We start from the raw sequence: 3,248 nt of genomic DNA, 5'->3' as shown, positions 1-3,248 counted from the left end.
CATCCTGCTTACCGGCTGTTCGGTGCCGGCTGACCGCACTTTGCACAGTCGAGCTCGGCCCCAACACCCAAGCGTGTGAGCGCCAACCTTGAGCCAAACAACATTGGTCCAGGCAAGTCACAAAGCTCTTACGCGCTCCAACGGTATCGAATATCCACGAACGATAATTCCCACGATTCAGAACATGGTAGAACGCTCCAGGATACTCGATTCGACTGCGACGTGCCATTCAATTGAAATAGCACAGAGCAGAACCAATTCAATCACGATGACATGAAACATTGGGCTGCCCCCCCACAGTTGTGCTGGATGCCAATACAGTTTTGTGGACAATGTACGGTCTGTCTTACGAGGCGTCGTCTCATTTTTGAGCTGAGTGCTTTGAGAGCGGTACGGGGCGTTGCTGCACGCGCAACACCTCGAAAAGTAGGGCGACCACGGCCAGTGGCGACTGCACTGACTTTATTAACCTGATAGGGCCCGTGGTCGAATTGTTTAGTGAATTTGATCCGTATACGTGTAATGCGGGGATCTTTCTGAATGAGAGAATCCATTTCTTTCGCAGCGAATTTTCGTGTGATGGGTGTTTGTGGACATGTGTGATCTTGGATGTGTAATTGTGTCTTCATGTTATATTTAATTAATCGTTATTTATTGCCATCGTTCGTAATTCGTGTAGTCACGAGTTATCGAGCATCTTTTTATACGACAGCCTGGGAAGGGAGTGAGTGCTTGAGCTGTAGCTGAATAGAGATAAGGGTATCTCACATTCAATGTATGCTAACTACCGAGCGCACTGTCGCAGAACGGATTTGTTTGGTGCATAGCAAGCTGAGAAACACTTGTTGGCGGTGGTGCGGCGTTTGACTGTGCGGAAACGTCACACCATCAAGAATCGACCCCGCCCTTAATTAAGGAAGATCAATGGATTCGTTCCCCGAACCAATGTTATTGATTTGATCATCTTATGCATGTGTGTGCTTTTCACTCAAATACTCTAATAAGTCAAGTGAAGTCGATTAATGGATGCTAAATCTAGCCTGATGAGCTTGACTTAGAATAAATGTATAAGAGAGTCATAATGTGATGATGCACTTACGCCAACAAATTTATAAAAAGGGAAAAGGAGCACCTGGTATCTTTCCAGGTCTGCCCGGCCTTGTTGCAGTTTGTGTTTAAGGTGATTCTCTCCTGGCACATACGCCAAGGTCGGGAGGCATAACATTACGAAACTACGAAGTTTCGTTTGATGTGCGAAGCGAGTTAGCTTCATACATTTTCGCGGAGCTAGGAGCTTCGCTTTTTTGGATCTAATTTTTGACCTCAGTTACGTGTTTGTCGCAATTATTCGCAGGTCTATGGCTTGGATTGTGACGCGTACTTTTAGCCTTATTTTATCATGAACTATAGAAAATTCGGGCGCACCGGATTGTCTGTGTCAGAGCTTTGTCTCGGCGCTTTACAATTCGGATGGCTCAACGATGCGAAGGCATCTTTTAACTTACTGGATACTTATCTCGAACTCGGAGGGAACTTTATTCAGAGCTCCACCGTTGCATCAGATCAGAATATTGTTACACAATCGGAGGAGACGCTAGGCGCATGGCTGGGCCAAAGACCGGGTGTGCGGAAGGATTCTGTCATATCCACACGTATGGTGTTCACGGCCCAGAGTTTAGCGCCGGGGCAATCTTTGGCCAAACTTGTCAGAGAGCAGTGCGAAGCTTCTTTGCGTAGGCTAGGCCTATCGCACCTCGACCTACTGGTCTGCGAGTGGAGCGACTGTTTTATGCCTAATGGAAAAGCAATACGCCCGATTGACGAATTGTTGCTTGGCTTAGAGCACCTAGTTCGCGCAGGCAAAGTCCGCTATGTGGGCACCGCAGGCTTTCCTGCGTGGAGATTCATTGAGGCGTTGGCTCGATCCGATCGCTTACATGGCTGTCGCTTCGATTCCATTCAGCAAAAATTTTCCTTACTCGACCAAGGTAATTTCCATGCGGACTTGAGCGCGATCGCGCGCGAGTATCGAGTCGGTGTATTGGCGGAGTCTCCGCTAGCAGGAGGATTTTTAACAGGAAAGTATAGTCATCGCGGGCCACTGCGTGCATCCACACGCGGCGGGGAGCTTGCTAAGCACTATGCCAATCCCAGGGGGTATTCTGCGATATCTTCCCTCGAAAGTGTCGGACAGGATCTAGGTGCCACGCCAGCGCAAATCGCACTGGCATGGGTGCTCCGTCATGAGACCGTCTCTTCGGCAATCATCGGCTGCAACCATTCCGGGCATGTGCATACCTCGGTTGCTGCGACTCAGATACAATTAAGTAACGAGCATCTGTGGCGACTGGAAAAAACACTGGAGCCTGCATCCAAATGAACGAATCAAATCAATCCCATAAAGAATCACGATATACTATGAAAAAGAAAAACATATACCTCTCCAAAGAAGATCACAGCGTATTGAATCATTTGATACAGGGGCTCAGTGCTAAAATCGATACTGTCTTCCACCTACGCAGCGAATTGTCGCGTTCGATTGTGCTCGATGCCTCGGAGGTTCCGGATGACGCAATTGGTCTGAATAGTCGTGTCGAAATTGAAGACATTGAATCGGGAGAAATAGAGAGTTACATACTCACCCTACCAGGGCAGTCTGACTTTGACGCAGGGCGTCTCTCTGTGCTGGCTCCGGTGGGTGCTGGACTGCTCGGCTATACGGAGGGCGACGAAATCGAATGGCCGACACCGGGAGGTGTACGGCGAATGCGGGTTTTGAGAGTGGATCGAGGCGCTACTGAAAATTCGTTTGTGGATAACTCAGCCAAGGCTCTTAGATAGCATGTCGAAATCAGAATCGGATAATGCCGATTCTGATTACTGGTCGCGTGTGATGATACTGCGAGAAACGACAACTTCTTTTTAATTCAATAGTATTACGCGGGTCGAGGTCGTGCGGTCGATTGCTCAACCTCGACCCCCAACCACAAAGGGTGGGAAAGAAGTATTTGCTATGTCGTGCAAGGGGATGAAAGTTGTAACATTTTCTTAGAGAGCGTCTAATAAACTTCCAAAACGGTTAGAATCTAGCCGCACGCTTGAGCATGAGTCGAGTCATCGCAATATGAATCATGGCAGTAGATGACTCAATGCTAGTTTCGTAGTCTTTGGACATTCTGCGGTATTTCGACAGCCATCCGAAGGTTCTCTCGACGATCCACCGCTTAGGCAGAACCTTGAAACCTCTG

At 48.3% G+C, this 3,248-nt stretch carries 4 protein-coding genes; 2 read left to right on the top strand and 2 right to left on the bottom strand.

What is annotated here, in order from left to right:
• On the bottom strand, positions 1-229 hold a 229-nt coding region (locus QEH52_RS19175), incomplete at its 3' end, for a hypothetical protein (protein ID WP_308952567.1).
• Positions 230-1,399: 1,170 nt separating this feature from the next.
• On the opposite strand from QEH52_RS19175, the gene QEH52_RS19170 reads away from it, so the two are divergent.
• Positions 1,400-2,380: an aldo/keto reductase gene (locus QEH52_RS19170; RefSeq protein ID WP_308952566.1), complete on the top strand. Its 981-nt coding sequence runs from the start codon at positions 1,400-1,402 to the stop codon at positions 2,378-2,380.
• Positions 2,381-2,418: 38 nt separating this feature from the next.
• Positions 2,419-2,841 (top strand): GreA/GreB family elongation factor, encoded by a 423-nt coding sequence (locus QEH52_RS19165; RefSeq protein WP_308952565.1) that lies wholly within the window; start codon positions 2,419-2,421, stop codon positions 2,839-2,841.
• 238 nt (positions 2,842-3,079) lie between these two features.
• On the opposite strand, the gene QEH52_RS19160 is transcribed toward QEH52_RS19165, so the two are convergent.
• Positions 3,080-3,248: transposase (locus tag QEH52_RS19160; RefSeq protein ID WP_308952568.1), on the bottom strand; the 169-nt coding region annotated here is incomplete at its 5' end.

The organism is Thalassobacterium maritimum (assembly GCF_031127805.1).
Classification (GTDB): domain Bacteria; phylum Verrucomicrobiota; class Verrucomicrobiia; order Opitutales; family Coraliomargaritaceae; genus Thalassobacterium; species Thalassobacterium maritimum.
The sequence above is the reverse complement of the archived record's forward strand: the minus strand, read 5'-3'. Positions and strand labels throughout refer to the sequence as shown.